The following is a 7431-nucleotide window of genomic DNA, read 5'->3' as shown; positions in this document are numbered from 1 at the left end:
CACAATCTTTTTTACATACTCCCCGTGCAAGTTCATCACGGGATGACTGTCTTTTCTTACTTCACGTCATCCTCATGATTCAGGCCAGGATTGCGATCTTTGGAGCGTTTTAAGACCAGATCCTGATCAGTTGCATATCGGGATGACCAGGTAACTGGATTTGGGGCAACCTCTACGGGAAACTGTCTTTTGTTACTTCGCGTCATCCTGACGCGCTTCTGGCCAGGATCTCGTTTTTTGAAACAGTTGCAAGTGACAAGTTGCGAGTTGTAGAGCAAGAACCAAGAAACTCTCTAAGTCTCTTGAAACGGTCTTCTCGGTGGACGGTGGACCGTTGACGGACAACGTTGTTTTGAACAGCGCTCAGCGAGTCCTTGTTCTTAAGCATACAGCGGATCTTTGAGCGAGAAGACGCCTTGAGTCTGAGATGAAGCTTCGCTTCGAGAAAAACCATTTTTCCTCTATTGCCCGCTTTCAACTATGCGGAGTCTGAGATGAAGCTTCGCTTCGAGAAGAACAATATTCGAGACTACGAAGAATAAGGAGAAAAAGCAGCTCCAATAGCATCACCAGGGTGGGTATTGAGTGTAGGGTCTGGGGTTTGGCGGAAAGAACCGACTGACCCATTCACAATTATCTGATGCTACTGAGAACGAGTAGCTGGCGACGCGTCTTACCGTTGAAGCATGCCCTTAATTTTACTCACTTTGTCATCCTCACTTGATCTTGGTCACAATCTGGGCGGTGGGTCTCGGTTACCGAAGAATGGTGAACCAACAACGGACAACTATTTCTTCTGCTTGCAACTGACAAAATGAAACTTGGAACTGTTCTTTCCGGTGGACGGTGGACCGTTGACGGACAACGTTGTTTTGAACAGCGTTCAGCGTATCTTGGCACACCGGAACCTTGTACCTACTACGCTACCGGCGCTTGCGTCATCAGTCTGTCTTTCATCTCGCTATTTTATGAAGAAGAATCAATTCGTTGACATCTTCCATTTGGAGACAATTTTCGGTATGATTGTGAGAGTGAGTATGGCGCCGGTGACCATTCCTATGGCGAGAAGCAACCCAAGTCCTGAGAACAACTTTAAAGGCGCAAATACCAGCGATGAAAAGCCTGCAGCCAGAGCTATTGTATTGGAAAGTATCGCCGGTCTGACCTCTTGTCTTGCCCTGTAGATATCTTTGGTCTCTATGAATCTGTTGATCAGGTGAATCGCGTAGTCTATTGTCATTCCGAGAAGTACCCCGGAAACGATAGCAGTAGAGATTTCCAGCTTTATGCCCAATATCGCCATATAAGAGAAGTTGAAGAGTACAGACAAGGCGATCGGAAGGACAGACACTAGAGCCAGTTTGAATGACCTGAAAACGACTATGAGGAGCAAGGTGATGACTACTAGAGCCCATAAGATTGTGCTTACCTGACTGCGCAATATTTCGTTGTTCACCCCGGAGATTATCAACAGCGGCGAAGCAACGTAAGGACTATACTGCTGATAATCCTCTAGAATTTCCTTCAAGTCATCTTCGAGACGCTGGGAGCTTACTGCGTCGGTATTTGGAGTCTTGACGAGTAAGCGCAGCGAATTGCCGACCATATATTGCTGCACGGGCAGATCGCCGTTGCGAGCAGCTATCTGGAGTATTGGAAGGGGGATTCCGAAAGCACTGGAAACATCCATTATGGATGAAACGCCCCTGACTTCTTCGAGCATGTTAATGTCGGAAATGAGGTTCGAAATGATTTGTGCATCTGCGCCTGTGTAGAGGCTGTTCTTGTCAAGAATGACGTAAAAAGGCATGTTCCAGCCGAACTCATCTTTTATGGTTTCGGCTGATTTCACGATTGAGGAACTCTTCTCGAAATAGTCGAATTGGTCGAAGTTCCGCTCGATTTTGGAAATCAGAAATGGCGAAACGACTGCGAAAGCAATTATAGCTATAAGTGCAACCATTTCAATCTTCTTTGCCTTCTCTCCTGTCGGACCCTTGAACCTCAGTCTTCTATTCACCGCCGGGAGGTCGATGAAATAGAGAGCGGCAGGAAGAGCTATGAGAACGAGCGCCGAACTCATCATAATACCGATAGAGACCATAATTCCCAGTTGCCTGAAGGCCTCCAGACTGCTCACCAAGAATGTTAGAAAGCCGACTGCCGTTGTAAGCGCCGATAGGAAGACGGGGATGAGCTCCTCATGTACGGTTCGCTTCAACGCGAGATTTCTATCCAGAAACTTTCTGTTAGTGATGTATCGATCTACGAAATGGAGCCCATAAGACGAGGAGATTATAACTATGAAAAGACCCACCGTTGAGGTGAGAATGTTGATATCCAAGCCTATCATCACGCCGAAGCCGTAGGCCCAGACAGCCGCGATGATTGATAGAATCGAAGGGATGACTGCTGCCCGAATGCTTCCGAGCCTCAGGAAGTAGATGAAGCAGATTAGGCCGAAGAGAATTGGGGGATATACAACCAAGAGCGACAGTATTGAACCGTAGAGCTCTTCATCGATAATCGGCTCTCCGCTGGCGTAGAACTCCATGCCCTCCAGCGACTCGCCTGCAACTTTCAGGATCGTTTTGACATCTACGCTCTCGGTTACATTTATAGGAATGAGCGCGACCTCTCCATTCTCGTCTAGAAGGTTGTCGAGATAGAGCGGGTTCTGCAGAATCTCGCGAGCGTTATCCTTGGGGATCCCTTTCTCGAAATAAGGTTGGACGTTTGTCCCACCAATCAAACTAATCTTTGCCGCATCCTGATAGGAGTTGTAACCCACCACTCCCTCGATCGTAGAGAGCTTTTGCAGGAAATCATAAATCATTAGTGAATTGTCTTCCTTGAAGAGACCGTCTGTCTTAAGTACAATGATAATCTGCTTTTCACTTCCGAAAAGATTCTCCATCATTCTCATGTTTTCTCTCGAAGGAGATTTCTCTGGTAGAAGAAATTCGCTTGAAACGTTTATTTCAACTCTTAGAATGAAGAGCCCCATTACAATCGTGATGACGGCAAACAGAGTTATTATTAGGATAGAGTTCCTTCGGCTAATCATATGGATTGCCCCCTTTAAAGAATTGTACTATGATTTCTTTGAAAGTTATGTTTATGTATAGTAAAATATCTAAACCATTAATTACTTAGACTGTTATAATTACTTCACAGGAGGTGCACAATGAATGCAGAAGGCGAGGGAATAAGTCCTGAAAAGATACTTGAGTCTGTGTTTGATCTGGTCAGGAACTTCACAAAGTTCTTTTCTTTCACCATAGAGGCCGAAGAGATGAAGACAATCGAGCTCTATATCCTTTTGTTTGTTGCGCTCAAAGGGCCCCGGAGCATGTCCTCACTTGCGAAGGAGTACTCGATGACAAAGAGCAATATCACCGTTCTTGTGGACGATATGGAGAACAAGGGCTATCTTGCCCGTGTCCGTTCTGAAGAAGATAGACGGGTGATAATGATTACACTAACCGAGCGTGGCAAGGCTTTCTTTGAAAGCTTTTTGGCGAACTTTTCCAAGTTGATCTCCACGTTCATAAAGAAAGTTGGTTCCGAAGACCTTGCGATAATCACCGAAGGGTTCGAAAGAATCACTCGGATCGTCATAGACGAAGAACTCGTGAATTCCGATGAAGGGAGCAGAGTTGATAAGTCATGATACTAGTAACCGGTTCTACGGGGCATGTAGGCAACCTTCTCGTCAGAGAGCTTGTCAACCACGGTGAAAGTGTGAGGGCTGCTGCTCTGCCCGGTGAAGACACCTCGATGATCGAGCAGGAGGGAGTGGAGATACTCCATGGCGATATACGCGACAGGGAGTTTGTGGTCAGAGCCTGTGAAGGAATCGATACAGTCTATCATCTTGCCGCGCTCATATCCATAATGCCCAACATGAAGAAACAGGTGAGAAGCGTCAACGTAGGCGGCACGGAAAACGTGATTCACGCGTGCAAGGTTCAGCGGGTGAGAAGGATGATCTATACAAGCTCTATTCATGCCTTCACCGAGCTGGAGCCGGGAAGCACAATAGATGAAAACGTGCCGTTCAATCCGGCCCGCACTAGCGGGGTCTACGGGAAATCCAAGGCCGAGGCCGTGCTGAGCGTACTAACTGCAGCCAGGGAAGGTCTGGACGCAGTCGTGCTCTGCCCTACGGGAATCATAGGACCTTTCGACTACAAGCTTTCCGAAATGGGAAACATGATAAGGCTCTTCGCAAGCGGTAAGTTGAGAGTCGGGATCGATGGCTCTTTCGACTTCGTCGATGTCCGCGATGTGGTGAGTTCGGAGATCGCAGCTTCGAAAGTGGCAAAGCCTGGCGAGGTCTACATTCTCGGCGGAGAGTGCGTAACGATACAGGAGCTTACGGACATGCTGCACCATATAACCGGTAGAAAGAAAACCTACACCTTCTTGAAAAGTACTAGCGCTTACGTCCTTTCGGCCCTGAGCACACTGTATTACATGATCTCGAAGACCAAAGCCTGTTTCACCCCTTATACAGTACACACACTCACCAGAAACTACAAATATTCTCACGAGAAAGCTACGAAAGTATTGGGCCACAATCCCAGAAAGGTCCCGGAATCGTTAAGGGACGCCGTCGAATGGCTATCCGAGTACGGCACGATAAAACTGCGGTGAAAGCTCAATTCGGCAGGTCAGATGTAGATCATCCCACCTGGCAAACTCCAGTCTTATCTATTATTCAATGCACGAGAACCCATTCTTGAAAAGAAGAAAAAGCTTCTGAATATCTTTCTCTGATTCCTTTTCGTCTATCCTGTTGAGCTGAACCAAAGCACCCCTGAATGAGACGTTCATCCGACGCTGTGCGCCCAGGTTCTTGGTCTGAGGGGATGTAAGAGGCAGAGGGAAGAGGTTGGAAGAGCGGGAAGATCTTGATCTTCTTACCTCTAACCTCATTCCTGTCGCCTCTATAGGGTTTAGAGAGCGCGCGATACGGGCCAGATGAGACCCCTCAGAATCCCTGAACAGGAACCCCAAACAGAAGCATATTGGGGCAGGCTCTACTGGATGACAAGGTGAAGGGCTTCCTGAACATCCACAGTTATATTGGGAGGCTTCCTGAACATCCATTATAATGAGGTTATCAGCCGACGACCCTCATTGTCTTGTTCCAAACGCAATTGGCAAGTTCTATAGAATCTCCGTGAGGCGATACCATTCAGGATCTGAAAATATGCAAAAATTGCGAAGAAGCCTTTACTTAATTATGATCAAGTCTAACTAAGCTCTTCGCTACATCGAATAGCTCTTTGCTTTTTACTTTCAGAGATTGCTTGACTTCTTTCCAGGTAAGGACTGCTCCTAATGGATCTGGGGAGTCCTCTACATCATTGAAAAAGGCTACAGCCCTTACTATATGGTACAGATCGACTTCTCTACCATACTTCTTGACAAAAGCTTGAAGAACTCTTTCCGAAGACTCTCTCTTCAGGATTTCTGCGAGATCAAAGTAGTCCTTTTTCTCTGCTCTTGCGGCGATAGCGCTAAGCTTCATGGCGGCGATATCGATTACCGAAGCCACATCCAGAGACCCATACTTGTTGAAAGGTTCAATTAGTGCATAATGGTATTCAAAAAAGCTTGCTCGAACACCGTCAATTTCAGCTTCAAGGGTCCCTGTCTGAACCCTTACTTTCTCCACCAAAACACCAAACTGCTTCAAATACTCCAGCAATACTTCTGGCCAATAAGGCTGAGCTGTAAAGAAATCCAGATCGAAACTCACACGGTGTTCATAGTACATCGCCAGAGCCGTGCCCCCTGCAAGATAAAAATCAGTGAGTTTACTCTCAAGAATATTTAGAAGATTCAGCGTCTTTGATGAGAGTTTTCCGCTTCTAAGCATCTAATTATCTCCGATCTAGGAATATTCAGAATAAGGCTCCAGAAATTTGCGGTCGCCCTGCCGATTATTCTGCTTCTTCTAACTACCCCCGCGATCTCGGCTGAGTCATATTCAGAGAGAAGATTGACAACATCCTCCATCGTTCCGTACTCCAGAACCCTGGAGATGATGAAGAACTTGTCCTTCTCCTTATCAAGTTCTCTAACATTTACATCCCAGAAACATGTATTCCGCAAGTTTAGAGCCATATACTTCACCAAATCAATTCTATCATTTCAAGCTTCACAAACCTTCCAACTTCCCTGTAAACCTCCTGCTGTGGAGATCTCTCACAACCGCCATCTCGTAGAGCCTGCCCTGATGTATGCGCCTGTTCAGGGTACCTGCATGGGATGTCGCATGTAAGAAGCGCTATACACTAACAACAAGAACGCGCTGAGCGCTGAAAGGCCCGCTTGAAAAAACGCTGCTTGCTGCTCAAAACAACGTTGTCGGTCATCGGTCCACCGTCCATCGAGAAGACCGATGTCTGACAATCTCTATGCCCTATTTCTGCAACATGCATCTGGAGCATGGACCCGTCCTTGGAAGAGCGGGAGAAAAGCAGTTCTTAGTTCAGACGCTGTGCGTCCAGGTTCTTCGCAAAGAGAGAAGTTCATTATTCTGGTGCTTTGCACAAAAAGTTCTTCGTTCCGACACTTCGTGTCCAAGTTCCTGGTACGAACCGGATCTCGGGTATTGGGTCTCGGGTCTCGTAAGGGCATTGAGAGACGTCCGTCGTCCAACGTCCAAGAGCATGGACCCGTCCTTGGAAAAGCGTTACGAGGCGAGGCCGACTTCGTCGGTAAGTGATGCTGCTGCACAGGAAGTGATGCGCCGAAAGATCACCGGCGAAAGTGATGCTGACGCTTACGCGCCAGGAGGCAAAAAGCGTTAGTCTGCTTACGCAGGACGAAAGGCTGGCGAAGATCAAAGAGACGCTGAGCGCTGAACGCTGGGTAGACCATGGACCCGCTGGGAAGATCAAAGAGACGCTGAAGGCCGTACGCTGGGTAGAGCAAAGCAGCAGGAAGAAAGGTCAACGGTCCACCGTTCTCCGAAGGGAGAGAGCAGTTGCAAGTTCCAAGGTGCAAGTTGCAAGAATTAAAAGAACGGTTATCCTCTTTCGGGGGTGCCTTATCCGAGAAGACCGGAGCCGGAGAGCGAGAAGACGCTTTGAGTTTGAGATGAAGCTCCGCTTCGAGAGAAACCATTCAAAACTATGAATAGCAAAGAGAAGGGAGATCCGCATAGGAGATCTGAATGGGTGCCTGAAACAGAATGCCTGAACAGGCAGTTTTCAGAACAGACTCTACGGGATGACTGTCTTTTCTTACTTCAAGTCATCCTCGTGGTCCAGGCCAGGATCTCGATCTTTGAAACAGTTGCAAGTGACAAGTTGCGAGTTGAATAAGAAACGGTTATCAGTTATCGGTTCGCCGTTCTCCGATAGTATCAAAAGATCGTTCCGGCGCGTTGCGCCCAAGTTCCTCGTTCAGGAG

Annotated in this window: 5 protein-coding genes; 2 read left to right on the top strand and 3 right to left on the bottom strand. The window is 47.4% G+C overall.

Annotated elements, in window-relative coordinates:
* Positions 1-979: 979 nt before the first annotated feature.
* Entirely contained in the window at positions 980-3067 is a 2088-nt protein-coding gene (locus RJ60_RS05690; protein WP_099829997.1) for an RND family transporter, read from the bottom strand.
* A 120-nt stretch (positions 3068-3187) separates the two neighbouring features.
* Between RJ60_RS05690 and RJ60_RS05685 the strand changes: the two genes are divergently transcribed.
* The gene (locus RJ60_RS05685; RefSeq protein ID WP_099829998.1) at positions 3188-3673 is read left to right on the top strand and encodes a MarR family winged helix-turn-helix transcriptional regulator; all 486 of its coding nucleotides are present in this window, start codon (positions 3188-3190) and stop codon (positions 3671-3673) included.
* The gene (locus RJ60_RS05680) at positions 3670-4659 is read left to right on the top strand and encodes an NAD-dependent epimerase/dehydratase family protein (RefSeq protein WP_099829999.1); all 990 of its coding nucleotides are present in this window, start codon (positions 3670-3672) and stop codon (positions 4657-4659) included. The genes RJ60_RS05685 and RJ60_RS05680 overlap by 4 nt, the downstream gene beginning before the upstream one ends.
* Before the next feature lie 586 nt (positions 4660-5245).
* On the opposite strand, the gene RJ60_RS05670 is transcribed toward RJ60_RS05680, so the two are convergent.
* Positions 5246-5890, bottom strand: a complete 645-nt coding sequence (locus RJ60_RS05670; RefSeq protein WP_099830001.1) for a nucleotidyl transferase AbiEii/AbiGii toxin family protein — start codon at positions 5888-5890, stop codon at positions 5246-5248.
* Positions 5854-6138 (bottom strand): hypothetical protein, encoded by a 285-nt coding sequence (locus RJ60_RS05665; protein WP_133117327.1) that lies wholly within the window; start codon positions 6136-6138, stop codon positions 5854-5856. Before RJ60_RS05665 ends, RJ60_RS05670 begins: the two co-directional genes overlap by 37 nt.
* Between the last annotated feature and the right edge of the window lie 1293 nt (positions 6139-7431).

Source organism: Mesotoga sp. B105.6.4 (assembly GCF_002896535.1).
Taxonomy (GTDB): domain Bacteria; phylum Thermotogota; class Thermotogae; order Petrotogales; family Kosmotogaceae; genus Mesotoga.
The sequence above is the reverse complement of the archived record's forward strand: the minus strand, read 5'-3'. Positions and strand labels throughout refer to the sequence as shown.